The following is a 22,378-nucleotide window of genomic DNA, read 5'->3' on the forward strand; positions in this document are numbered from 1 at the left end:
GTGCGTTCCGTGCGGCGTCCACCGGCTCTGTCACCGGAAGAGAATGTCCCAGTGGTCGCCTTCGTCGGCGAACGTCGTGCCCGAGCCTGAGCGGTAGAGCCGGGCGCCGTCGCTGCGCACTCCGGCCTTGTCGTGGCGCTCGATGATGTAGCGGTCGATGCACGAGTTGTGGGTGATGTCCAGCTTGTAGCCGTTGCCGTGGCTGTAGTACCCCGGCGCGTGGCCCTCCTCCGTGCCGCCCGTGACCATGATCGGGCAGCGGCTCTCCCGCTTCAGCTCGATGATGCGGGCGATCGTGCCGGTCCGCACCTTGTCGAGCGACGTACAGTGGCGCATGTGCTTGCTCGTGCAGTTGCCGGTCGAGCTCGTCCGCAGGCCCGCGCTCTTCAGCCAGCCGGTCGCGGTGATGTGGGACATGCGCACGGCCGCCTGCCGAGGCAGGACGCGCGTCAGATCGACCTTCGCGCGCTTGCGGCTCTTGAGCCGGCGCATTTCCTTCGGCTCGGTCGCGCGGGCCTGTGACGGCTGCTGGAGCGGGCGGGTCTGTGACGGCTGCTGGGCCTCATGAGCCTCATGAGCCTCATGAGCCTGTGACGGCTGATGGGCCTCGAGGGCCTGAGATCGCTGCTCGGCCGCGTCCGTCCGCTCCCGCGCCTCGGCGACCGCCGAGGGTCGTTCCGAGCGCTCCTGAGCCACTCTCATGTCCTCCAGAGTCCATGCCTGGTCGTGCCGCGGCCAGTCGCGGACCGCCTCCATGATCAGGAGATCCTCGAGAGCCCTGGTCATCTCCGGGCCCATCGCGTCCGAGAACGCCTCCATGAAGGCGGCGGCGCCGGCCTCGGACGGCCCGTGGTGAAGTCCGGACTCGTCCAGGCTGCTCGCTGCCGGCCCCCCATCGGGGTGGGTGGCGGCGGAGGCGGCCGAGGCCAGCGCGATTATGGAGATCTCAATGCCGAGGAGTGCGACTACGCTGAGGCGCACTGTTCCACGTATCCACATGTCGATGCCTTTTCGCGGAAATAGCCCTTCCGCCACAAACGACAATCCCACCTTTCACAGGAGATAACTCATGCCGCCGGTGCAACTTTGCCTTGTGGCGGCGATCACCGTGCGCCTCCATGACCCAACGGCCTTTCACGACGTAAAGTGACGAACGTGTCCGAAGCCCGAAACAGAGGATCGGAGAGCACCCGAGAGGTCATCGTGGAGACGGCCTTGCGACTGTTCAGAGAGCGGGGCTTCGACAAGACCACGATGCGAGCCATCGCCGCCGAGGCCGGAGTGTCCGTGGGCAACGCCTACTACTACTTCGAGAGCAAGGAGGCGTTGATCCAGGCGTACTACGACCGCGCCCAGGCCGAGCACGAGGCGGCCTGCAGGGAGTTCCTGGCCACCGAGACGTCGTTCGCGGCGCGGCTGAGCGGGGTGCTGTGCGAGTGGGTACGCGTTTCCGAGCCCTACCACGAGTTCGCCGTGAAGTTCTTCAAGCACGCCGCCGAGCCGACGAACCCCCTGAGCCCGTTCAGCAAGCAGTCGTCCCCGGCCCGTGAGGCCTCGATCGCGATCTACCGCGAGGTCGTCGAGGGGTCGCGCGACCGCATGAACGCCGAGCTGCGCGAGGAGCTGCCCGAGCTGCTGTGGCTGCTGTCGATGGGCATGGTGCTGTTCTGGGTGCATGACACCTCGCCGGGGTGCGCGCGGACGTACCGGCTGATCGAGGTCACGGTGCCGCTGGTGGACCGGCTGGTGGGGCTGTCGCATCTGCCGGGGCTGCGGGGGATCACGAGGGACTTCATCGCGGCGGTTCACGAGCTGCGGGCATAGGGAGACATACCGCCCGGTTGGTATGGTCGGAGCGTGACTCAGAACTGGGGCATGACGATCCCCTTCTACGACCGCTCGCTGTCGAAGTCCCAGGAACTGATCGCGGAGCTGCCTGGGCTCGGCTACACCGACGCCTGGTCCGCCGAGGTCAACGGGGCGGACGGGTTCACGCCGCTGGCGCTGGCCGCGCAGTGGGCGCCCGGGATCAGGCTGGGCAGCGCCATCGTGCCGGTCTCCACGCGCGGACCGGGGCTGCTGGCCATGTCCGCCGCCACGCTGGCCGACCTGGCGCCCGGGCGGTTCGTGCTGGGCATCGGCGCCTCCTCGCCGGCGATCGTCGAGCGGTGGAACGCCGGGGAGTTCACCAAGCCGTACGCGCGTACCCGCGACACGCTGCGCTTCCTGAAGAAGGCGCTGGCCGGGGAGAAGGTCTCGGAGGCGTACGAGACATTCGAGATCAAGGGGTTCAAGCTGGAGCGGGCGCCGAAGACCCCGCCCAAGATCGTGCTGGCCGCGTTGCGGCCCCGGATGTTGCGCCTGGCCGCCGAGGAGGCCGACGGCGCGATCACGAACTGGCTTTCCCCCGAGGACGTGCGCCGGGTGCGCGCCGAGATCGGCCCGGACACCGAGCTGATCGCCCGCCTGTTCGTCTGCGTCAGCGAGGACACCGACAAAGTACGCGAGATGGCCAGGTGGATGCTGGCCAGTTACCTCACCGTCCCCGTGTACGCCGCGTTCCACGACTGGCTCGGCCGGGGCGAGGTGCTGCGGCCCATGCACGAGGCGTGGGCGGCCGGCGACCGCCAGGCGGCGCTCAAGGCCATCCCCGACGACGTGGTCGACGCGCTGATCGTGCACGGCGACGCGGCCACCTGCCGGGCCAGGATCCGGCAGTACGTGGACAACGGACTCGACACCCCCGTCCTCGCCCCCATCCCAGGCGGGGAGATCCCCATCGAACAGGCCGTACGGGACCTGGCTCCGAAGGAGTAGCGCATGGACGACGTACTGAGGCTGGACGCGGTCGGGCAGGCACAGGCGGTCAGGGACGGCCAGGTGTCGGCACGGGAGCTGGCCGAGGCCGCTATCGCCGCCATCGAGGCCCACGACGGCGTGCTCAACGCGGTCGTCTTCCGCCGCTTCGAGCGCGCGCTCGCCGAGATCGACGCCATCCCGGCGGACGCGCCCTTCGCCGGCGTGCCGATCCTGCTCAAGGACCTCGGCTGGCGGCAGGCGGGCGAGCCGTACGCGGCCGGCTCCAACGTCCGAGAGGGCGTCGAGGTCACCGAGGACGGGTACGCGGTCACGCGGCTGCGCGAGGCCGGATTCGTCGTGCTCGGCCGGACGAACACGCCCGAGTTCGGCAGCACGATCACGACGGAGCCGGTGGCGTTCGGGCCGACGCGCAATCCGTACGATTCGGCGTACTCGGCGGGCGGGTCCAGCGGCGGCTCGGCCGCGGCGGTGGCGGCAGGGATGGTCGCGCTGGCCACCGCCAGCGACGGCGGCGGGTCGATCCGCATCCCCGCGTCCCTGTGCGGGCTGGTGGGGCTCAAGCCGTCGCGCGGGCGGATCAGCCTGGGACCGGTGCTGGGCGAGGGCTGGAGCGGCTTCTCGTGCCCGGGGTTCGTCACCAGGACCGTACGGGACACGGCGGCGGCTCTCGACGTCGTCTCGGGCTTCCAGCCCGGCGACCCGTACGACGCGCCCGCGTTGCCGGGGCCGCTGGCCGCCGAGGCCGGCAGGGATCCCGGACGGCTGCGGATCGGGTACCTCACCACGCATCCGAGGGGCGACGTGCCCGAGGTGCCCGAGCTGACCGAGGCTGTCACCCGGGCCGCGGCGCTGCTGGAGTCGCTCGGCCACGACGTCGAGCCCGGCGGCCCGGACGCGCTCGGCGATCGGGACTTCACCGGGCACTTCGGCGCGATCGTGGCCAACAACCTGGCCGCGCAGGTGGAGAGCCTGGGCGAGACGCGGGGCAAGCCGGTCGAGCCGGAGGAGCTGGAGCCGCGCAACGCCGCCATGGTGAGCGCCGGGCGTGGACACGGCGCGGCCGAGCACATCCGGGCCACCCAGTGGATGGACGGCTTCCGCCGCCGGATGGCCGCGTGGTGGACCGCCGGTCACGACCTGCTGCTGATGCCGTCGCTGGGGGTCGCGCCGTTCCCGCTCGGCTGGATCCCGCCCGAGGATCTCAGCATCGCCTTCGGCAGAACCGCGCACGTCGTGTCGTACACCTCGCCGGTCAACGCGACCGGGCAGCCGGCCATCTCGCTGCCCCTGCACACGAACGCGGCGGGGCTGCCGGTGGGCGTCCAGCTCGTCGCGGCGACCGGCCGGGAGGATCTGCTGATCAGGGTGGCGGCGCAGATCGAGCAGGTCAGGCCGTTCGAGCACCGGGCCATGGAACCTCTCGCCTGAGAGACACGTTATGTCTTGAAAAGGCGGGGGTAGGGGGTTCGGCATGATGGCGAAGTCAGCACGGGCAGCGGCGGCGTGGCGGACGTACCGCGAGGTGACCAAGCCAGGGTCGCCTGGCCTGATGACCAGGGTCCGGGCGATCCCGCGCCTGATCGGCGCGGTGATGCGCGGACGGTACGCGGGCATGGGCAAGAGCAAGCTCGCCATGTTGGCCCTCGGCGTGGTCTACATCGTGTCGCCGGTCGACGTTCTGCCCGAGTTCCTGCTGGTGATCGGCGTGGCCGACGACTTCGGCGTGTTCCTGTGGCTGCTCGGCTCACTGCTCGGCGAGAGCGGGCGCTACGTCGAGCACGAGCGCCGCGTCATCCAGGGCAGGCTCCTCGAGCAGGAAGGCTAGATCTCCTCCATCCGGAGCCAGGCGCGGGACGGCAGCGGGTGGCCGAACAGGCGGGCCGCGTTGCCGTAGGCGACCCTGGCGATGTCGGCGGGCGGCAGCGGGCCGAGGTTGCGCGCCACCGACTTCTGCGTGTCGGGCCAGGTCGAGTCGGAGTGCGGGTATCCGCTCTCCTGCAGCACATGGTCGAGCCCGACCGCGAGCCGCACTCCCGACAGTGCGTGGTCGTCGAGCGTGCCGAAGAAGAAGTTGCGGCGCAGCACCTCGCTGGGCTTGAGCCCGCCGTCCCATTCCGCCTCGCCGGCCACCGGGTGGTCGAGGGCGTAGTCGGCGCGCTCGGCCAGCATCGGCAGCCAGCCCACGCCGCCCTCGACGATGAGGATGCGCAGCGAGGGGAAGCGCAGCGGCAGCCCCGACCAGAGCCAGTCGGCGCAGGCGAACATGGCGCTGGTGGGCATGAGCGTGGTGATCGCCTCGATGGGCGTGTCCGGCGAGGGCACGGGCGACCACGACGAGTCGCCGGTGTGCAGGCACACGACGGTGCCGGTCTCCTCGCAGGCGGCGAAGAACGGGTCCCAGTGGCCGGAGTGGATCGACGGCAGCCGCAGCCGGGTCGGGAACTCGGGGAAGACCACGGCCTTGAACCCGCGGGCCGCGTTGGCCCGGATCTCCTTGGCCGCCGTGTCGGGATCGGGCAGCCAGGGCAGCTGCAGGCCGATGATCCGCTCGGGGTAGGTGCCCGCCCAGACGTCGATGTGCCAGTCGTTCCACGCCCTGACCAAGGCCAGGCCGAGCTCCTGGTCGCGGGTCCTGGCGAACGGCATGCCCGCCTGCCCGGCCAGCATGCCGGGGAAGCAGAGCGCGGCCCAGATGCCGGCCACGTCCATGTCGTTGATGCGGGCTTCTATGTCGTGGCAGCCGGGGCGCATGTGCTCGAACCGCACCGGGTCCAGCGTCCACTGTTCGCGGGGCAGCCCGGCGCCGACGTCGATGCCGGCGCAGGGGTAGGTGGCCCCGCCGTAGCGCCAGACCTGGTGACCTGCCTCCGTCTCGACGACCTTGGGCGCGACCTCGGCATATTTCTCCGGAAGCCTGCCCTCGAAGAGGTCGGGAGGCTCGATCAGATGGTCGTCGGCGGAAATGATCACATAGTCCCGCCGCCTCGGATCCGGGTCGGGAAGCAGCGGCGTAGTCACGCAGGTAACCGTACGACGGCGGGATAACGTCGAACAAGCTGCGACGTATCCGTTGGATATCCGACTGTTTGAGCCCGGGACCGCCGGGAGGGGGATGGCGGGCGATCCCGGGCGTTGAAGGGGTTCGCTGGGACGAGGATGCTGCCCATGCGAACCCCGGGCGCCCTCTACCCCTCCGAGGATTCTTCAGTCAGCAAATTGGCCCGCAGCTCGTCGATCGCGGCGGGAGAGACCCTGAGGACCTGGGTGACGTACGTCTCCACCGAGCCGTGCCGTCCCGCCAGGTCGGCCAGGAAGAACCGCATGGTCTCGGCCGGCGCCATCCCGAACCCCGGCCACATCGGCGCGTCGGGATGGCGCCTGCGCCAGTCGGTGATGAAGGCGTCGGTGGCCAGGCCGGTCAGCGCGTAGTCCGCCACGATGTCGTCTTCGCCCACCCCCGCCAGCGAAAGGATCAGCGCGGTGAGGACCCCGGTACGGTCCTTGCCCGCCGCGCAGTGGATCACCACAGGCGCGTTGTCCGCCTTCGCGATCGTCTCCAGGGCCGTCCTGAGGTTCTCCACGCCGTCCTCGGTCACCTCCAGGTAGCGGTCGGCCAGGTAACGCGCGACGCCGAGCTCCTCGCTGTAGGCGGTGGTGCTCCAGCGGCGACCCTCGACGGGCAGGTTGTGGTAGCTCTGCCCCTCGGTGTCGGGTACGCGCCCGGACTTCTCGATCTCGAACGGGTGCCGCAGGTCGATGACGGTACGCACGCGCAGCGCGCGGAAGGTCGTGAGATCGTCTCCGGCCAGCCAGCCGAGCGAGTCGGCGCGGTAGAGCCGCTGCCACTGGACGGCGCGGCCGTCGGCGGTGGCATATCCACCCACGTCACGGAAGTTGCGGAGGTTGCTGAACTCAATGTGGCGGATCACCATATGAACCCTACTGACGGGAACCTGCTCATAAGATTGCCGCCCTACTGTCTCACCGGTCGAGATCCGTAGCGGCGCCCGTATGCGGAATTCCCATCAGTACGTGGCGGAGGTTTCCACCTTTTCCTGCTCTGACGCTTCCTTGGCCCGGCGTTCGGCGAGCTCACGCCGGATGAGCAGGATCCAGCCGCCGATGGCGATCCCGATGAACAGCCACCACTGGACGCCGTAGGCCAGGTTGAGCCCGCCGCCCGAGCCCACGTCGGGCTCGGGAACCGGCTCGGGCGCCGGGGTGGCCGCGGGCTGCTGCCGGGTCAGCTCCACGTACCCGCCCACCAGCTGGTACGGGAGCCCCTTACCGATCTTGTCGGCGTTGATCAGCAGCACCTGGCCGGCCGGCAGCCCAACCAGGTCCCGGATCCCGCTGGACTCCTCGGTCTCGCTGGGCCGTAGCCGCCCGGTGACAGTTACCTGTCCGGTGGGCGGAGCGGGCACGTCAGGCGGGGTGTCGGCGGTGGCGCCGGCCTTGACCCAGCCCCGGTTCACGATGACGGCCGTGCCGTTCCCGGTGACGAGCGGGGTCAGGACGTAGTAGCCGGCGCGGCCCTCCTGGGGGCGGCGGCGTACGACGAGGGCGTGGGACGGGTCGTACGTGCCGGAGACCGTCACGGTCCTGAACCGGTCGGACGCGCGCACTTGCTGCCCGGGAGCCGCCAGCCTGTCCAGCGGGACCGGCGCGGCCTCGATGTTGGCGGTGACCCGCTCGCTGTTGGCCGACCGCTCCTCGAAACGCCCGAACTGCCATCGCCCGAGGAACACGAAGGCGGGGATGACCAGCAGCACCACCACGTGCAGCGCCAGCCATCGAGGCGTCAGAAGGAACCGGTACACCCTCTCAAGGGTAGGCGCAAAGGGCTTTGCCACCTGCGTCGGGCCGCCGAACGCGACCCTCCGCGGGCGAGGGGCCAGTGCCCGCGTGCGCGCCTCACACGCTTCTGAGCTCGGCGCCCGCGCCAGGCACCGGGGTCACCTCGCGCGGCCCGGGCACCTCGTGGCCCTCGCCGCAGCGGAAATGCAGCTCGATGGGGGCACCGCAGTCGCGGTGTGTGAGCAGCACGGGCGGGCCCTCGTCACCGGCCAGGTGTTTGTCGCCCCAGTGCATGAGCGCGACCAGGAGCGGATAGAGGTCACGGCCCTTCTCCGTGAGCCGGTATTCGTCGCGTTGCCGCTGCCCGGGTTCACGGTAGGGCTCCTTGCGTAGCAGCCCTTCGTCGACCAGCCGGGCCAGGCGCGCGCTGAGCACTTGGCGGGGCGCGCCCGTGATCGCCTGCATGTCGGCGAATCGTCGCACGCCGCTGAACGCCTCGCGCAGCACCAGGAAGGTCCACTTCTCCCCGACGATGTCCAGGGTGCGCTCGATCGAGCAGTTTTCCACCCGGAAAGGAACGTGCATTCCTGCATTATACCTGAGTTCAATTGACAGACTCAGACCGAGCGGGCAGGCTGAGTCTATGCATGGAACTCAGATCCGTCCGGCCCGTCACGATGACGAGGAACGGATCAGACGCTTCCTGACCGGACTGTCGCTGCACACTCAGACGCTGCGCTTCTTCACCGGCATCACCACGCCGGCCGCCGGTCTCGTGCGTACGCTGATCGCGGTGGACGAGCGCCGCGACGCCCTCGTGGCGACCGTCGCGGGAGGCGAGATCGCCGGCCATGCCATGAGCTACAAGGGCGGCTGCGCCGACGTGGAGATCGCGGTGGTGGTGGCCGATCAGTGGCAGGGGTTCGGGCTGGGGCCGAGGTTGATCGAGACCTTGCTGCTCAGGGCCGCCGTACGCGGTGCGAGGACCGTGGGCATGGACGTTCTGGGGGAGAACCGGCGGGTGCTCAGGCTTGTCCGGAGGCTGTGGCCGGACGCCACCATGAAGGTCTCTTCCGGCTCCGTTGAGGTGACCGCTATGATCGATCACGCCGCGCTATTTGCGGAACAACGTTCTGGTGCCACACCATTGACAGCGTGAAGAGTGTCAAGAACGGACGCGACGGACGGACCCGCATCATCGAGGGCGCCCTGCGCCGCTTCAGCCAGGACGGGGTGTCGGCCACCACGCTGGCCAGCCTCCGCGAGGAGAGCGGTGTCAGCGTCGGCAGTTTCTACCACCACTTCGCCAGCAAAGAGCATGTCTTCGGCGTGCTGTACGCCGAGATCCTCACCGCCTACCAGGCCGCCTTCCTGGCCGAGCTGACCAGCCATCAGGAGGCCCGCGACGGCATCGAGGCCGTGGTGGCCCTCCATATGCGATGGGCGGGCGAGCACCCGGAGCGGGCCAGGCTGCTGGTCAGTGAGCGGCCGCCGCGCAAGCACGAGCCTGGCGGGGCGGAGGTGGCCGAGGCGCGGCGGGCGTTCTTCCGCCAGGTCTCCGACTGGTGGCGGCCTCACATGAAGAACGGCCTGCTCCAGCCGGTCCATCCGACCATGTGCTACGTGCTGTGGCTCGGACCGGCGCAGGAGATGTGCCGACTGTGGTTCGCCGGCGCTCACACGCCGACGGAGGAGGAGATCAGAGGCCTGGGCGAGGCGGCCTGGCAAAGCCTCCGCCAGCGCCCTGAATGACGTGGTGAGGCGGAGCCAGTGCGGGGAGCGATGATTCGAGTACGGTCTGTGGTGTTATTGTCCTAAATGTGAGACGACCTCGGGCGCTGGTATTGCCCGCCATGCCGGAGAGCGCGCTCGCTCGCCTGGGCGAGGTGGCCGATCCGATCGAGGTTCCCGCGCGCCCGAGCCTCGGTTTCACCGACGACCAGCTGGCCGACCTGGTCGTGGAGACAGGCGCCACCGTGCTCGTCACCGACGGCGACCAGGTCCGTACGTCGGTGCTCAGCCTGGACCTGGACGTCGTGGCCGTCATGGGTCCGCCCACGAGCGTCGACCTGCCTCTGGCCGCCGAGCGCGGCGTCACCGTCCTGCACGCCCGCGACCGCGACCCCGACGCGGTGGCCGAGTTGACGCTTGCCCTGATGTTCGCGGTCAGCAGGCATATCGTGACGGCCGACAGAGAGGTGCGCCGGGGACGCGTCTACAAGGGCAAGGTGCCGCCGGCGCAGCGCCACCGCGGCCGCCGGCTCACCGGCAGGACGCTGGGCGTCGTCGGGCTCGGCCGGGTCGGCAGGGCCATGCGCTGGCGCTGTGAGGGCCTGGGCATGCGGGTGATCGCCTGCGACCCGCGCGTGCCCGAGGCCACCCACACGCTGCCCGCGCTCCTCGCGGAGGCGGACGTGGTGTCCCTGCACGTGCCGCTCACCGCCGAGACGAGAGGCCTGTTCGGGTACGCCGAGTTCCGCGCGATGCGCCCGGGGGCGATCTACCTCAACACCTCGCGTGGCGCCCTGCACGACCTGACGGCGCTGGTCGACGCGTTGCGCTGGGGTCAGGTGGGTGGTGCGGGGCTCGACCACTTCGAGGGCGAGTGGCTCGACCCGTCACATCCGCTGATCAGGCTCCCGAACGTGGTGCTGACGCCCCGCCTGGGCGAGGCGACCGGGGAGAGCCGGGAGGAGATGGCGGAGGCGCTGGTGGAGGACATTACGCGGCTGCTGCACGGCGCGGAGCCCGCATCGGCCGACCCCGCCGTCACGTCCGTGGCGGAGCCCGCATCGGGCGACCCCGCCGTCACGTCCGTGGCCGACCCCGCCGTCACGTCCGTGGCGGAGCCCGCGTAGCCGCGGTTCCGCCAGCCGGGTGCCGGCCCCCGCGCGCCGGCCCGTCAGGCGGGTTGCCGGATCCGCGTGAGCACACGCCAGCTGGATCGGTCCAAAGAAATGTCCAGCCGCAGGTCGCCGCGCGTCCTGCGCAGGCCGGGCACCCGGACCCGGTCGTGCACGTCGAACCTGCCGCGGTACATATAGCCGAAGCCGAGCTCACCGGGCAGCACCCGCAGGTCGTCGCGGTTGCCGCAGCGCGGGCACGTCCACGACACCAGATCCTTGCCGCGGTGGTAGTCCGAGCAGGCGCTGAAGTATTCGTCGGGTCCGAAGCGGGACTCGCAAGCCAAGCAAGGGATCAGCATGGGTCCACTCCTCGGGGTGACGTACTGAGCACTCCTAGAGATACCGCGCCTGACTTATCCGCCGCTTGCAGAACACTTGGGTACTTAAGTAACAGTATGGGCACTTCTGGTGCCAGATCATGCGTGAGTGTCCGCGGTGAAAGGATGTGCTTCGTGGAACGACTGCGCCATCACCTCCTGGAGACCGGTTACACCATCGACGGCGTACGCGACCGACTCGGGAGCATGGCCGCGTCGGCCCTGGCCCGCGAGGAGCTCGTGCCTGCCCTGCGCGCGACCGCGGACGGCGACCCGCTGGCGACGTTGATCAGATTGTGGTGGCTCGGCGTCCCCGTCCCCGCCAAGGACGTCGCGCCGGAGGTCCTGGACTCAGGGCTGGTCGCGGCCGACGGCGACCAGGTCAGCGCGACCGTCCATCTCCAGCCTTGGGAGACCGGCGGCTACCTGGTCTCCGACCGCAAGGTCCGGCCCGGCGACCCCGCCCTGCGGCCCGACCACGTCGTGGGCGCCGGGGGCGCCTCGGCCAACCTGGCGCAACTGGTCACCCGCCGCCCGGTCCAGCGCGCGCTCGACCTCGGCACCGGCTGCGGCGTGCAGGCGCTGCACCTGGCCGGGAGGGCGGAGCGGATCGTGGCCACCGACCTCAACCCGCGGGCATTGGAGCTGGCCAGGCTGAGCTGGGCGCTGTCCGGGATCGAGGGCGTGGAGGCGCGGGCGGGCTCGATGTACGAGCCGGTCGAGGACGAGCGGTTCGACCTGGTCGTGAGCAACCCGCCGTTCGTCATCTCCCCTGAGCGGAGGCTGACCTATCGCGAAGCCGGTGGCGATGACTTCTGCCGCGACCTCGTACGCCGGACGCCCCGTCACCTCAACCCGGACGGCCAGGCCCACTTCCTGGCCAACTGGCTGCACGTCGAGGGCGAGGACTGGCACGACCGGGTGGGCGGCTGGCTGGGCGAGACCGGCTGCGACGCCTGGGTGGTCCAGCGGGACGTGCAGGACCCGGCTGAATACGTGGAGCTGTGGCTCAGGGACGCGGCCGAGCAGGGCACGAAGCGCTACACCGAGCTGTACGACCGCTGGCTGGCCTGGTTCGACGAGCGCAAGGTCGAGGGCATCGGCTTCGGCTGGATCACCATGCGCAACTCCGGCACGCTCGACCCGGTCGTCCGCGTCGAGCATCTCGACCACCAGGTCACGCTCCCGGTCGGCGACTACGTGGACTCCGTGCTCGGCTCCATCGCCGCCGCGCACCGGGCTCAGGGGCTGGACGCGGCGCGGCTGCGTACCGCCGACGGGCTGCTGGACGAACGCATCGGTCTGCCGGGCGCGGAGGACCCGATGCGCATCGTGCTGCGTCAGACGCAGGGGTTGCGGCGCAGCAGGGAGGTCGGCACGGTGGAGGCCGCGCTGGCCGGCGTGTGCGACGGCGAGCTGGCGCTCGGACCTCTGCTCAACGTGATCGCCGAGCTGGTGGGGGATGGGGAGATCCCCGACTCGGACGCGGTCAGGCCCCTCATCGCCGAGGGTTACTTCGTCCTTTAATCCGCCGTTGATTGGACGTCAACCCCGTGGGTGGAGGCTCTGGTCAGGACACGGACCTGGGGGGTTCGAGGGCCGTGTCAGGTCCGGCCGGTCGTCTATGTGAGGCGGCTAGCCGCCACGTGGAGCATCCGGATAACCGGGCCCCCTAGCGAAGCGTGGTGGCGAGGATGACCGGCCGGGCTGATCCAATGGGAAATCTGCGAGCTGGACTGCCGCTTCGGCCTTGACCTAGCACGTCGGCAGGGCGGCAGTCCAGCCGAGCAGGTTTCCCATTGGACGCTGATCGCGAGCGCCATTGTGACCTCCGCCCTAAGGACAGCCTTGATCAACCATGTGTGGATGACACGTCTGGACGACGAGCTGTACTCAGGACTCGACGACGGCCCCGGCGCCGGGCTCACTGACGGAGTTGGTGTCGGGAATGCTGTCGAGCAGGACCTTGAGATCGCCGGCCTCGGGGGCACCGAGTCTGGAGAAGATCTCGAAGGCCTGCCGTAGGCAGTCCCTGCTCCTCGTCGTGCTGCCGAGCCCGCGCAGGGCCTTGCCCAGCACGGTGAGCGACAGCGCCTCCCCGTAGGGATGACCGATCTCGCGGGAGATCAGCAGGGCCTGCTCGGCGTGGCGTACGGCGTCGGGGTAGCGCTCGGCCGCGATGAAGGTCTCGGCCAGCCTGGAGCACACCCGCTGCTCCCAGACCCGCTGCTTGCTGGCACGGAAGAAGGCCAGGCACTCGGCGTGGTGGTGCACGGCCTCGGTGAGGCGGCCGACCCGGGACAGCACGATGCCCAGGTGGTAGCGGGCGCGGGCGGTGCCGGCGCCGCTGCCGATCTCGGTGAAGATGGTCAGGCCCTTCTCCGCCGCCGCGATGGCGTCCTCGGGACGGCCGAGCCCCAGGTGGTCGCGGGCCGAGTAGCTGAGGACCAGGGCCTCGCCGGCCGGCACGCCGTTCTCGCGGTAGTAGCCCATCGCCGAGTCGAACAGCGCGAGGGCCTCGGTGTGACGGCGCTGCCTGCCCACCACGACGGCCAGGGCGTTGAGCACCTCGCCCATGACGACCTTCTCACCGCGCTCGCGCGACAGCTCGTGAACGCGCCTGAAGTGCTCCTCGGCCTCCCTCAGCCGGTTGCCGGCGAACAGCACCCGGCCCAGGACGTATCGGGCCCGCAGCTCGCCCGCGGCGTCGCCGATGCTCCGCGCGGCGGCCAGCACCGCGCGGGTGCCCTGGTCGAACTCGCGGGTGTGCGTGCCCGACTCCAGCAGCGGCTCCATCGCCACCAGCAGGTCACCGGCGGCCAGCAGCTGCTCGGCGGTACGGGTGGCCGCGGCGGCCTGGTTGATGGCCGCGAACAGCGAGTCGCCCTCGGCGATCAGCCACGCCACGGCCTCGTCGACGGAGTTGAACGTGAGCCCGCTGCCGATCATCGCCAGGTGGTCCGGGATCATGCTGCCCTCGTAGGCCAGCCGGTGCGCGGACTGGGCCGAGGCCAGGTAGAAGCCGAGCAGCCGGCGCAGCGCCTCCGCCCGGGCCTCGGGCCGCTCGGTCTTCTCCAGCTCCCGCCTGGCGAACAGCTTGAGCAGGTCGTGGAAGCGGTAGCGGCCGGGCGCGGGCGCCTCCAGCAGACTCGCGTCCACGAGCGACTCCAGCACCTCCTCGGCCTCGAACGCGCTCGTCGACAGCACGGCGGCCGCGGCCCCGGCGGAGATGCCGGGCCCGTTGGGCAGCGACAGCAGGCGGAAGGCGCGGGCCTGGGCGGACGTGAGCTGCCCGTAGCCGAGCGCGAACGTGGCCTCCACGGCCAGGTTGCCCACCCGCATCTCGTCGAGGCGGCGCTGCTCGTCGGCCAGCCGGGACATCAGCGAGGCGACCGTCCAGGACGGGCGCGCGGCGAGCCGGGCGGCCACGATCCGCACGGCCAGCGGCAGGAACCCGCACGCGGCCACCACGTCCATGGCCGCGCCGTGCTCGGCGGCCACCCGCTCGGGCCCGGCCACGGCCGCGAACAGCGACAGCGACTCGCCCGGCTCCATCACGTCGAGGTCGATCAGCTTTGCGGACGGCAGGTCGGCCAGCTTGACCCGGCTGGTGACGATGGCCGCGCACCCTGGCGAGCCCGGCAGCAGCGGACTGACCTGCTCGGCGTCGCGTGCGTTGTCCAGCAGCACCAGTATTCGGCGCTCGGCCAGGATCGACCGGTAGAGCGCCGAGCGCTCCGCCGGCCTGTCAGGGATGACGTCCGGCGGGATGCCGAGCGCGCGCAGGAACCCGCCCAGCGCCGACTCCGGCGCGGTCGTCTCGTCGGTGTAGCCGCGCAGGTCGGCGTAGAGCTGGCCGTCGGGGAAGACGTCGTCGAGCTGGTGGGCGACGTGCACGGCCAGCGTGGTCTTGCCGACGCCGCCGATGCCGGAGATCGCCACCACTGGCACGCCCCCCTCCGACGAGAGCGCCGAGGACTGAGCCGACAGCAGCGTGCGCAGACGTACGGTCAGCTCCTTGCGGCCGGTGAAGTCGTTGACGGCGGCGGGCAGCTGGGCGGGCCTGGGCAGCTCGTGCGCCTGCGGCTGCTCCTCCTCTTCGGCCGCCGGCTCGTCGGCGGGCACCTCGGCGGGCGCCAGCGTGGGGTCGGCCGCCAGGATGCGGTGGTGCAGCGCGGTCAGATCGGGCCCCGGCTCGATGCCGAGCTCGTCGATCAGCGCCTCGCGGGTCTCGGTGAAGACGTTGAGCGCGTCGCCCTGCCGCCCGCACCGGTAGAGGGCCAGCATGAGCTGGGCGCGCAGCCCCTCGCGCAGCGGGTGGTCGGCGGTCAGCGCGATCAGCTCAGAGATGATCTTGGCGTGGTTGCCGAGCTCCAGGTCCATGTCCATGAGTGTCTCGACGACGCTGAGCCGGCGCTCGATCAGCCGGTCGCGCTGGTGCTCGGCGTACGGCCCGACGGTGCCGGCCAGCGGCTCGCCCTCGAACAGCGCCAGCGCGGCACGCAGCCCTTCGGCGGCCTCGCGCAGCCGGCCGCCCTTGCGCGCGGCCTCGGCGTCGGCGAGTCCGCGCTCGAACCGGACCAGGTCGAGCGCGTCACTTGGCAGCCGCAGCGCGTAGCCGCGGCCGATGGACGTGAGCAGCTCCGGGCGGGAGCGGGCGGGCCGATCGGGCTCGAGCACCGTGCGGAGCCTGGAGACGTAGGTGCGCAGCGCCCCCAGGGCCCGCGGCGGCGCGTCCTCGCCCCAGACCGCGTCGATCATCTCGTTGGGCGTGACCGCGCGTCCCTCGCGCAGGAGCAGCATGCCGAGGATGGACCGCTGCAGCGGGGTGCCCAGATCGAGCTCCAGGCCATCACGCCACGCGCGGACAGGACCGAGCACGGCGAACCGCAGCCCGCCCTCAACGCTCTGACCAGCCATGCCGTCTGTCTCCAAGCCAATGGAACGATTTGTTACCAAATGATAGATCCATGTTTGCTCGTCACATAGATCCACGTTTGATCGTTAACCGAGTCGTTAATCCATCTTTGATCCGGTGTTGAGCACGCCCCCGGATGCTGAAAGTCGGCTAGGCATGACTCACCGCGGGGGCGTGTCATGTAGAGCCGATGCAGACAGGGAAAAATACAGGCCCCGCCCGAAAAAGTTGGGCGGGGCCGTGACGGACGGGTTCTCAGGCTGCCTCGACCAGTCCCATCCGCATGGCCAGTCGCTCTCGTACGAGCGGCCATTCGGAGTTAAGGATCGAGTAGAACGCGGTATCTCGGACCGTGTTGTCAGCGCCTCGGCTATCCGCTCGCCGCACCCCGTCGAAGTGTGCGCCGAGGGCCTCGATGGCGGCCCGGGACCTGGTGTTGCGTACGTCTGCCTTGAGCGTGATGCGGTGGACGTTCCACGTGTCGAAGGCGAGCGAGAGCATGAGGAACTTGCTCTCCCGGTTGACACCCGTCCCCTGGGCGCAGGCGCTCAGCCAGGTGTAACCGATGTCGGCCACGGACGGGATGTCGCCCACCGCGCCGTGTGTACCCGGAGGCCAGGGCATGGGGCCATGCCAGTACTCCAGGTGCATGAGACGGGTGGCACCGACCACGCGGTCGGTGTTCAGCCACCGGATGGCGAAGGGCAACGCGCGGCCCTCCGCCTGCTCAGCCATGGCGGCCTCCACATAGGAGGCCATCTCGTCCCGGCCATTCGGGACGCGGGTGAAGGCGTACGTAGAACGGTCTTCACCCGCCGCGGCGACGAGGTCATCGACCGCCGCGAGGCTGAGAGGTTCCAGGCGCACGGAGCGCCCGGACAGGGTGACAAGAGCGGGCATGAGCACATGATGGAGGGTGCCGGGCATGCACGTAACCATGCAGTTAGGAAGATCTTTTGCAGGTTTCTGCAGAACAGGTGTTTCCGCAGGTCGGAGGCCCCTTTTGGGGGATGGTAAACCGGCTCTTGAGGAAAGATTCGCCTAACCGTGACATGGTGTCGGGACGAGCGCCGGGTGGCGTTCACGCACGGGTCCGTGGCGTACCAGCGCGAGCTCCTTCAAGCCCGTCGACAGGAAGTCGAGATTGCCGGCGATCCACGGCAGCTGGAGCGGGTCGGGGCTGGTCAGAGCAGTGAGGCGCTCCTCGGGCGTCTCGCCGTAGAGGAGGCTGACGGCCACCCTTACCCGGGCCGCGGCGGGGTCGTCGCCGAAGGCGTGTCCGGGCAGGACGCCGATGCCGTGCTCCTCCAACAGGATCTTGGTGATCTCGGTGGAGCCGCCGAGCCTCAGGTGGCTCATGTCGGGATAGAGATAGAAGCCGCCCTGCGGCACCGGAACGCAGGCCCCGATCTCGGCGAACCTCTCGTGTACGGCCCGCGCTACCGTGCCGTGCAGCCGGCGGCTCAGGGCGACGCGGTCCGTCAGCTCCGGAGGCTCGCTGAAGGCGTATGCCGCGGCCTCCTGCACGGGAGCGGCGGGAGCGGACCAGATCTCGCTGGCGACCGCGAGCAGCTTCCTGCGCAGCATGTGGGCGCCCGCGGGCAGCCTGGCCACGCCGATCCGCCAGCCGCCCAGCGCCAGGCTCTTGCTCAGCCCGGTGGTGATGACCGTACGCTCGGGGGCCAGATCGGCCGGCGAGGTGTACGGCACGGCCGGGTCATGCATCAGATCACGGTAGATCTCGTCCGAGATGATCACCAGATCGAGCTCCCGTGCGACGTCCACCAGGTTGCGGATGCTCTTGAGTGAGGCCATCCGTCCCGTCGGGTTGTCGGGCAGCGTGACCAGCACCGAGCGCACGGTCCTGCCCTGCGCCCTGGCCAGCTGCACCTCGGCGACCACCAGGTCCGGGTCCGGCACTCCGCCCTCTCCCGGTGGTGCGGGCACCAGGATCGGGCGGGAGCCCACCAGTTCGGCCTGCGCGGCGTAGCTGACCCAGCTGGGCATGGGCAGGACGACGTCTCCGCCGATCGCCAGGATCAGGCCGTAGAGCAGCGGCTTGCTGCCCGGCCCGGAGACGACCAGCTCGGGGTCGGTGACGAGCCCCCGTCGTGTCCAATAGCCCGCTGCCGCAGCCCGCAAGCCGGACGTCCCCGCGACCGGCCCGTAGCCGTTGCATTCCGATGCGGCGGCCAGCTTGTCGCGCAGCGCCGGGTGGACGGGCAGCCCTGCCTCGCCGAAGGCGAGGTGCAGCACGCGTTCCCCGGCGCGTCGTCTTCGTTCGATGTCTTCGTTCGCCGCCAGAGTGGCGGACAAGGTAACAGTCATGTTTGTCACGTTCCCAGAGTGGTTGGATGAAGGCATCAGCACAAGCGAGGCCTTTTGTGGGTAGGCATAAGGAAGTCTGATGCTCGATTTGCGGCGTTTGACGTTGATCTGCGAATTCGCTCGTCGGGGCAGCATCGCCGCGACGGCCACATCGCTCGGCTACAGTCCTTCGGCGGTCTCACAACAACTCGCGGCGCTCGAACGGGAGACCGGCACGGCCCTCATCGACCGGACCGCGCGCAGCGCCGAGCTCACCGACGCGGGCCGCCGGCTGGTCGCGCACGCCGAGCGCATCCTGTCGATGGTCGAGGAGGCCGAGTCCGACCTGTCCGCGCACGCGGGCACCCCCGCCGGGCGGGTGGTGGTGACCGCGTTCCCGACGGCGGCCGTGGCCTTCGCGCCCGCCCTGGCGCGCTCGCTGCGCCGCCACACGGAGCTGACGCTCCGGCTCGGGCAGAGCCGGTCCGGGCGCGGCATGCGCGAGGTGCAGTCGGGGGAGGTGGACATCGCGCTCGTCGACGACTGGTACGGGGGCGTGCGCGACAGCGAGAGCCTGCGGGTGTTCCCGCTGCTGCGCGATCCGCTGGTGCTGGTCGTGCCGCGCAAGCACCGGCTGGCCGATCCCGGCGTGCCGCTCGACCTGCGGGAGCTGCGTGACGAGCCGTGGATGGCCACGCCCGACGGGGAGCCGTCGCGGCTGGCGGTCGACCGGCTGCTGGTGGACGTGGGCGGCACCCGGCCCACGCCGTGGGAGTTCGAAGGGCTGGGTACGATACTCTCGCTCGTCGCCAAGGGCATCGGCATCGCCGCCGTGCCCGCGCTGGCGCTCGCGGCGGGGGTGCGCGGGATCGCCGTGCGGCAGATCCCCGGCAACCCGGTCGGGCGTGACGTGCACGCCGTCGCCCGGGGCTCCAGCGTCCACCGGCCGTCGGTTTCCGTGACGCTGCGGGCGATCCACGTGGCCGCCCGCTACATCGCCGGCGACCTGGAGCCGGTAAGCCCGGCGGAACGGCGGCGGCTCGACGACAACCCGCTCGGCGAATGAGCCGTACGCGGTAGCGTCTGCTGTCATGGCGCCGACGTACGACATCGAGCAGCTGCTGCTCTCACAGCCGAGCATTCGCACGGTCGCGGGCGTCGACGAGGTGGGCCGCGGCGCCTGGGCGGGGCCCGTCACGGTGTGCGCCGTCATCACCGACCTGTCCGAGCCGCCGCCCGGCCTGACGGACTCCAAGCAGGTGACCGCCGCCCGGCGCGGGCCGCTGGCCGCCGAGCTGGCTCAGTGGGCGGCCGGCATCGGCTACGGCGAGGCCACGCACACGGAGATCGACACGCTCGGCATGACCGAGGCCCTGCGCAGGGCCGCCAGGCGGGCTCTGGAGGCCCTGCCCGTGCGCCCGGACGCGGTGATCCTGGACGGCAAGCACGACTACATCGGCGCCCCGTGGCCGGTGCGGCTGGAGATCAAAGGGGACGCGGCGAGCGTCTCGGTCGCGGCGGCGTCCGTCCTGGCCAAGGTGCGGCGCGACGCCTACATGGGGACGATCGGGCACGACGAGTACGCCTTCGCCGAGAACGCCGGCTACCCGTCTCCCGTCCACCAGGAGGCCCTGGCGCGGCTGGGGCCGACCCCGCACCACCGGCTCTCGTGGTCCTACCTGGACGACCTCCCGCGGTGGCGGCACCTGAAGCTCCACCGGGACCCGCTCGCCTGCGAGGGCCAGGCCGCCCTCTTCGGCTAGCCCCTCTCCTTCGCGTCGAGGGACGCCGCGGGGCAGACCTGCGGCGGCACCTGATCGGCGGCACCTGATCGGCGGCGGTTACGTGGGGAAACCGGCGGGGGCGGGCGTGTTCGGCAGGCGGGCGGCGGGTGGATCGGCCATCATCGGGTGGGTGCGCATCGGGGTCTTCATCATCGCGGCGCAGTTCCCCGGCCAGGAGCCGGGGCGGGTGCTGGCCGACGCCGTGGAACTGGTCGTGGCGGCCGAGGAGGCGGGGTTCGACGACGCCTGGATCGCCGAGCACCACTTCATGTCCTACGGCGTCTGCCCGTCCGCGATCACGCTGGCGGCCGTGGCGGCCGGCCGGACGGCGCGGATCGGGCTCGGCACGGCCGTGAGCGTGCTGTCCACACACCATCCCGTGGCGCTGGCCGAGCAGTCGGCCATGCTGCACCACCTGTCCGGCGGGCGGTTCACGCTCGGCGTCGGCAGGGGTGGGCCGTGGGTGGACCTGGAGGTGTTCGGGACCGGGCTGGAGCGGTTCGAGAGGGGCTTCGGCGAGTCGCTCGACCTCCTGCTCGACGCCCTGTCGGGCGGGCCGATCGCGGCCGATGGGGAGTTCTTCCGCTTCCGCGAGGTCCCGATGGTGCCGGAGGCGCGGATGCGGCCGGTGATCGCGTGCACGTCGGAGTCCACCGTCGGCCTGGCGGCGGAGCGCGGGCTGCCGATGCTGCTCGGCATGCACATCGGCGACGCGGAGAAGGCCGCGCTGATCGCCCGCCACGGAACCGCCGGCGGGCACATCGCGGCAGCCGTCGGGTACGTGGCCGACTCCACGGCGCAGGCGGTCCGGGAGCTCAAGGAGTCCATTCCCCGGTGGATGGGACCGGGCCTGGCCGGATACGTGCCGGTGGACGGCCGGGCGCGGCCCGCGCGGGACGTCGGCGCGTACGTGGACCTGCTGACGCGCATCCACCCGGTCGGCTCGGCCGAGCACTGCGCCGAGGCGATCCTGCGGACCGCGAAGAACACCGGGATCGAGCACTTCATCCTGATGGTCGAGGGGCCGGGCGACCATCGGCGGACAGTGGAGAACGTGCGGCGGCTCGGGGCCGAGGTGCTGCCGCTGGTACGGCGAGCCGGCCTGGCCGGCTCGCCGTAAGGGTTCAGCAGTCCACGAGCTCCGGTTCCTGGTTGAGGATCTGGGCTCGCGGGGTGACGAAGTCGGCCAGGGCCGTCGTGGCCGACGGGTCGAAGACCGCGACCCGGTGGCAGTTCTGGAAGGCCAGCCGTACCCCGAAGTGACGCTCCAGCGCGCCGCGCATCGCGTCGCTCGCCAGGCAGCGCAGGAGCTGGCCGCGGGCCTCCTCGGACGGCGGCGGCACATGGTTGTCGGCGAACTCGGCCCCGCTGTGCTCACGCTGCTTGACCAGCTCGCTGATCAGCGACCACGCGTAGGGAAGTGAGTCGCGCACGCACGCGACGAACGCCGCGTCGTCCACATCACCGGCTCTGGCCTGGTCGAGCAGATCGTTCGGAACGGTCAGCGACATGCTGTCTCCTCTCGAAGGGGGTCGAATTTGACGCTAGGTGGAAAGGCGGTGACGTCCAGATCCCTGACGGGCACAGTCGTGTGCGGTCAAGGGCCGTAGACGAAGTCCGGGTCCACCTGCTCGGCGAGATCGGTCCCGGTCCGCTCGTTGCCCCACGCGCGGGCGTTGCGCAGGTGGAACTCGACGGTCTGCCGGCCGAAGCGCGCCCAGTCCTTCTCCTGCCCGTCGAGGGTCTTGCGGAGCAGGGTCAGCGCGTCGGAGTTGACCGGCTCCAGGTCGTCGAGCGTGAAGTGGCGGCCCTGCTCCATGGCGCGGACGGCGGCCGAGTGCTCCATCCAGGTGAGCAGGTCGTCGCCCACGTGCTCGCGCAGGAAGTCGACGTCGGACGGGCCGTGGACCTTGTTGCCGATCACGGCGAGCGCGACGTCGTACTTGGCGGCGTACTCGCGGTACTGCCGGTAGACGCTCACGCCCTGCCTGGTGGGCTCGGCGACGAGGAAGGTCAGGTCGAAGCGGGTGAACAGGCCCGAGGCGAAGGAGTCGGCCCCGGCCGTCATGTCCACCACGACATACTCGCCGGGGCCGTCGACCAGGTGGTTGAGCAGCAGCTCGACCGCGCCGACCTTCGAGTGGTAGCAGGCCACGCCGAGGTCGTCCTCGCTGAACGGCCCGGTGGCCAGCAGCCGCAGGCCGTCGGGGGTGGTCAGACCGTACGGATCGGTGGCCAGGTCCTCGAAGCTCAGCAGCGTGGACCCGCGGCCGGGCGGGGTGGTCTTGACCATGGCCTCGGCGGAGGGGATGCGCGGATTCGTGCCGCGCAGCCGGTCCTTGATCTCGGCGAGGTGGGCGCCGAGCGGCTCGGGCTGCTGGTCGAGGCCCAGGATCAGGGCCAGGTGCTGGTTGATGTCGGCGTCCACGGCGACCACCGGGCCGCCCTGGCTCGCCACGTGTCTCGCGAACAGCGCCGACATCGTCGTCTTGCCGCTGCCGCCCTTGCCGACGAAGGCCACTCTCACGG

At 70.6% G+C, this 22,378-nt stretch carries 22 protein-coding genes; 11 read left to right on the forward strand and 11 right to left on the reverse strand.

Annotated elements, in window-relative coordinates; genetic code table 11:
• Nucleotides 1–30: 30 nt before the first annotated feature.
• Nucleotides 31–981, reverse strand: a complete 951-nt coding sequence (locus tag ACIBX3_RS50090; protein WP_397127806.1) for a DNA-binding protein — start codon at nucleotides 979–981, stop codon at nucleotides 31–33.
• 222 nt (nucleotides 982–1,203) lie between these two features.
• On the opposite strand from ACIBX3_RS50090, the gene ACIBX3_RS50095 reads away from it, so the two are divergent.
• The 4 genes from ACIBX3_RS50095 (at nucleotide 1,204) to ACIBX3_RS50110 (ending at nucleotide 4,645) form a co-directional block, all read left to right on the forward strand.
• A complete protein-coding gene (locus tag ACIBX3_RS50095) occupies nucleotides 1,204–1,824 on the forward strand; it encodes a TetR family transcriptional regulator (protein WP_397127896.1) in 621 nt (206 codons plus the stop codon).
• A 33-nt stretch (nucleotides 1,825–1,857) separates the two neighbouring features.
• The gene (locus tag ACIBX3_RS50100; RefSeq protein WP_397127808.1) at nucleotides 1,858–2,817 is read left to right on the forward strand and encodes an LLM class F420-dependent oxidoreductase; all 960 of its coding nucleotides are present in this window, start codon (nucleotides 1,858–1,860) and stop codon (nucleotides 2,815–2,817) included.
• Between the two features lie 3 nt (nucleotides 2,818–2,820).
• On the forward strand, nucleotides 2,821–4,248 hold the full coding sequence (locus tag ACIBX3_RS50105) for an amidase (protein ID WP_397127809.1): 1,428 nt from the start codon (nucleotides 2,821–2,823) through the stop codon (nucleotides 4,246–4,248).
• A gap of 121 nt (nucleotides 4,249–4,369) precedes the next feature.
• Nucleotides 4,370–4,645 carry a YkvA family protein gene (locus ACIBX3_RS50110; RefSeq protein ID WP_397127810.1) on the forward strand — a complete coding sequence of 92 codons (276 nt, stop codon included), beginning with the start codon at nucleotides 4,370–4,372 and terminating at the stop codon, nucleotides 4,643–4,645.
• Here ACIBX3_RS50110 and ACIBX3_RS50115 read toward each other — a convergent pair.
• The 4 genes from ACIBX3_RS50115 to ACIBX3_RS50130 all read right to left on the reverse strand — a co-directional run bounded on the left by ACIBX3_RS50115 (nucleotide 4,642) and on the right by ACIBX3_RS50130 (nucleotide 8,202).
• Nucleotides 4,642–5,838: an amidohydrolase family protein gene (locus ACIBX3_RS50115; protein WP_397127811.1), complete on the reverse strand. Its 1,197-nt coding sequence runs from the start codon at nucleotides 5,836–5,838 to the stop codon at nucleotides 4,642–4,644. The two genes, ACIBX3_RS50110 and ACIBX3_RS50115, sit on opposite strands and share 4 nt — an antisense overlap.
• Before the next feature lie 167 nt (nucleotides 5,839–6,005).
• Nucleotides 6,006–6,749, reverse strand: coding sequence for a tyrosine-protein phosphatase (locus tag ACIBX3_RS50120; RefSeq protein ID WP_397127812.1), 744 nt, complete (start codon nucleotides 6,747–6,749; stop codon nucleotides 6,006–6,008).
• Between the two features lie 96 nt (nucleotides 6,750–6,845).
• Nucleotides 6,846–7,640, reverse strand: coding sequence for an SURF1 family protein (locus ACIBX3_RS50125; protein ID WP_397127814.1), 795 nt, complete (start codon nucleotides 7,638–7,640; stop codon nucleotides 6,846–6,848).
• Nucleotides 7,641–7,734: 94 nt separating this feature from the next.
• Nucleotides 7,735–8,202: a winged helix-turn-helix transcriptional regulator gene (locus ACIBX3_RS50130; RefSeq protein ID WP_397127815.1), complete on the reverse strand. Its 468-nt coding sequence runs from the start codon at nucleotides 8,200–8,202 to the stop codon at nucleotides 7,735–7,737.
• Here ACIBX3_RS50130 and ACIBX3_RS50135 point away from each other — a divergent pair.
• The 3 genes from ACIBX3_RS50135 to ACIBX3_RS50145 all read left to right on the forward strand — a co-directional run bounded on the left by ACIBX3_RS50135 (nucleotide 8,159) and on the right by ACIBX3_RS50145 (nucleotide 10,475).
• The gene (locus ACIBX3_RS50135; protein ID WP_397127816.1) at nucleotides 8,159–8,776 is read left to right on the forward strand and encodes a GNAT family N-acetyltransferase; all 618 of its coding nucleotides are present in this window, start codon (nucleotides 8,159–8,161) and stop codon (nucleotides 8,774–8,776) included. The two genes, ACIBX3_RS50130 and ACIBX3_RS50135, sit on opposite strands and share 44 nt — an antisense overlap.
• Nucleotides 8,773–9,369 carry a TetR/AcrR family transcriptional regulator gene (locus ACIBX3_RS50140; RefSeq protein ID WP_397127817.1) on the forward strand — a complete coding sequence of 199 codons (597 nt, stop codon included), beginning with the start codon at nucleotides 8,773–8,775 and terminating at the stop codon, nucleotides 9,367–9,369. The genes ACIBX3_RS50135 and ACIBX3_RS50140 overlap by 4 nt, the downstream gene beginning before the upstream one ends.
• A 68-nt stretch (nucleotides 9,370–9,437) precedes the next feature.
• Complete coding sequence (locus tag ACIBX3_RS50145) at nucleotides 9,438–10,475, forward strand: NAD(P)-dependent oxidoreductase (protein WP_397127818.1); 1,038 nt, start codon at nucleotides 9,438–9,440, stop codon at nucleotides 10,473–10,475.
• Between the two features lie 44 nt (nucleotides 10,476–10,519).
• On the opposite strand, the gene ACIBX3_RS50150 is transcribed toward ACIBX3_RS50145, so the two are convergent.
• A complete protein-coding gene (locus tag ACIBX3_RS50150) occupies nucleotides 10,520–10,822 on the reverse strand; it encodes a hypothetical protein (RefSeq protein ID WP_397127819.1) in 303 nt (100 codons plus the stop codon).
• A 144-nt stretch (nucleotides 10,823–10,966) separates the two neighbouring features.
• On the opposite strand from ACIBX3_RS50150, the gene ACIBX3_RS50155 reads away from it, so the two are divergent.
• Complete coding sequence (locus tag ACIBX3_RS50155) at nucleotides 10,967–12,367, forward strand: methyltransferase (RefSeq protein WP_397127820.1); 1,401 nt, start codon at nucleotides 10,967–10,969, stop codon at nucleotides 12,365–12,367.
• A 366-nt stretch (nucleotides 12,368–12,733) separates the two neighbouring features.
• On the opposite strand, the gene ACIBX3_RS50160 is transcribed toward ACIBX3_RS50155, so the two are convergent.
• From ACIBX3_RS50160 to ACIBX3_RS50170, 3 genes are all read right to left on the reverse strand, one after another.
• The gene (locus tag ACIBX3_RS50160; protein WP_397127821.1) at nucleotides 12,734–15,760 is read right to left on the reverse strand and encodes a BTAD domain-containing putative transcriptional regulator; all 3,027 of its coding nucleotides are present in this window, start codon (nucleotides 15,758–15,760) and stop codon (nucleotides 12,734–12,736) included.
• A 253-nt stretch (nucleotides 15,761–16,013) separates the two neighbouring features.
• The gene (locus tag ACIBX3_RS50165; protein ID WP_397127822.1) at nucleotides 16,014–16,658 is read right to left on the reverse strand and encodes a GNAT family N-acetyltransferase; all 645 of its coding nucleotides are present in this window, start codon (nucleotides 16,656–16,658) and stop codon (nucleotides 16,014–16,016) included.
• Nucleotides 16,659–16,799: 141 nt separating this feature from the next.
• Complete coding sequence (locus tag ACIBX3_RS50170; protein WP_397127823.1) at nucleotides 16,800–18,086, reverse strand: pyridoxal phosphate-dependent aminotransferase; 1,287 nt, start codon at nucleotides 18,084–18,086, stop codon at nucleotides 16,800–16,802.
• Nucleotides 18,087–18,165: 79 nt separating this feature from the next.
• Here ACIBX3_RS50170 and ACIBX3_RS50175 point away from each other — a divergent pair, with 79 nt between their 5' ends.
• From ACIBX3_RS50175 to ACIBX3_RS50185, 3 genes are all read left to right on the forward strand, one after another.
• Nucleotides 18,166–19,131, forward strand: a complete 966-nt coding sequence (locus tag ACIBX3_RS50175; protein ID WP_397127824.1) for a LysR family transcriptional regulator — start codon at nucleotides 18,166–18,168, stop codon at nucleotides 19,129–19,131.
• A 25-nt stretch (nucleotides 19,132–19,156) separates the two neighbouring features.
• Nucleotides 19,157–19,828, forward strand: a complete 672-nt coding sequence (locus ACIBX3_RS50180) for a ribonuclease HII (RefSeq protein ID WP_397127825.1) — start codon at nucleotides 19,157–19,159, stop codon at nucleotides 19,826–19,828.
• A gap of 151 nt (nucleotides 19,829–19,979) precedes the next feature.
• Nucleotides 19,980–20,969 carry an LLM class flavin-dependent oxidoreductase gene (locus tag ACIBX3_RS50185; RefSeq protein ID WP_397127826.1) on the forward strand — a complete coding sequence of 330 codons (990 nt, stop codon included), beginning with the start codon at nucleotides 19,980–19,982 and terminating at the stop codon, nucleotides 20,967–20,969.
• Nucleotides 20,970–20,973: 4 nt separating this feature from the next.
• Here the strand turns inward: ACIBX3_RS50185 and ACIBX3_RS50190 are convergent, their stop codons facing one another.
• Nucleotides 20,974–21,360, reverse strand: coding sequence for an SCO5389 family protein (locus ACIBX3_RS50190; protein WP_397127827.1), 387 nt, complete (start codon nucleotides 21,358–21,360; stop codon nucleotides 20,974–20,976).
• An 86-nt stretch (nucleotides 21,361–21,446) separates the two neighbouring features.
• The gene (locus ACIBX3_RS50195) at nucleotides 21,447–22,376 is read right to left on the reverse strand and encodes an ATP-binding protein (RefSeq protein WP_397127828.1); all 930 of its coding nucleotides are present in this window, start codon (nucleotides 22,374–22,376) and stop codon (nucleotides 21,447–21,449) included.
• Nucleotides 22,377–22,378: the final 2 nt, after the last annotated feature.

Source organism: Nonomuraea sp. NPDC049480 (assembly GCF_044465905.1).
In the GTDB taxonomy this organism is placed as follows: domain Bacteria; phylum Actinomycetota; class Actinomycetes; order Streptosporangiales; family Streptosporangiaceae; genus Nonomuraea.

What these genes read in the sequence shown, in the direction of transcription:
- ACIBX3_RS50105 (WP_397127809.1), top strand. Translation starts at nt 2,821, where the DNA reads ATGGACGACGTACTGAGGCTGGACGCGGTCGGGCAGGCACAGGCGGTC.
- ACIBX3_RS50110 (WP_397127810.1), top strand. Translation starts at nt 4,370, where the DNA reads ATGACCAGGGTCCGGGCGATCCCGCGCCTGATCGGCGCGGTGATGCGC.
- ACIBX3_RS50130 (WP_397127815.1), bottom strand. Translation starts at nt 8,202, where the DNA reads ATGCACGTTCCTTTCCGGGTGGAAAACTGCTCGATCGAGCGCACCCTG.
- ACIBX3_RS50150 (WP_397127819.1), bottom strand. Translation starts at nt 10,822, where the DNA reads ATGCTGATCCCTTGCTTGGCTTGCGAGTCCCGCTTCGGACCCGACGAA.
- ACIBX3_RS50155 (WP_397127820.1), top strand. Translation starts at nt 10,967, where the DNA reads ATGTGCTTCGTGGAACGACTGCGCCATCACCTCCTGGAGACCGGTTAC.
- ACIBX3_RS50160 (WP_397127821.1), bottom strand. Translation starts at nt 15,760, where the DNA reads ATGGCTGGTCAGAGCGTTGAGGGCGGGCTGCGGTTCGCCGTGCTCGGT.
- ACIBX3_RS50165 (WP_397127822.1), bottom strand. Translation starts at nt 16,658, where the DNA reads ATGCCCGCTCTTGTCACCCTGTCCGGGCGCTCCGTGCGCCTGGAACCT.
- ACIBX3_RS50170 (WP_397127823.1), bottom strand. Translation starts at nt 18,086, where the DNA reads ATGACTGTTACCTTGTCCGCCACTCTGGCGGCGAACGAAGACATCGAA.
- ACIBX3_RS50175 (WP_397127824.1), top strand. Translation starts at nt 18,166, where the DNA reads ATGCTCGATTTGCGGCGTTTGACGTTGATCTGCGAATTCGCTCGTCGG.
- ACIBX3_RS50180 (WP_397127825.1), top strand. Translation starts at nt 19,157, where the DNA reads ATGGCGCCGACGTACGACATCGAGCAGCTGCTGCTCTCACAGCCGAGC.
- ACIBX3_RS50190 (WP_397127827.1), bottom strand. Translation starts at nt 21,360, where the DNA reads ATGTCGCTGACCGTTCCGAACGATCTGCTCGACCAGGCCAGAGCCGGT.